Annotated in this window: 1 protein-coding gene; it reads right to left on the bottom strand. The window is 47.2% G+C overall.

What is annotated here, in order from left to right:
- Window positions 1-286 (bottom strand): hypothetical protein (locus tag ACO0K4_RS19760; RefSeq protein WP_422958359.1); only part of this gene is annotated, 286 nt, incomplete at both ends.

The following is a 286-nucleotide window of genomic DNA, read 5'->3' as shown; positions in this document are numbered from 1 at the left end:
ACCAAGCTTGGCTTAGTGTGCACTGGAGCCATGATGATGAGTTCTTCTTCACCAGATTCGTCTAGCGTCGCATCAGTCGTGCTTGTTAGCTCAGCATCCGTAGAGAGCTCGCTGCCTTTAATCACTTGAACGCTTGAGTCAATCTCACTTCCCTCGCCTTCAGTATCAACAGCGCTTGCTGAATCATCACCTACAGACATAGAGTTGTCTTGCGTTTCAAATTCAGGGCTCACTTCAGGTTCAATATAAGACTCTTCAACCTTAGCGACTTGGCGAATGCTTTCCA

It is taken from the genome of Undibacterium sp. RuTC16W, assembly GCF_049339445.1.
GTDB lineage: Bacteria > Pseudomonadota > Gammaproteobacteria > Burkholderiales > Burkholderiaceae_D > Undibacterium.
The sequence above is the reverse complement of the archived record's forward strand: the minus strand, read 5'-3'. Positions and strand labels throughout refer to the sequence as shown.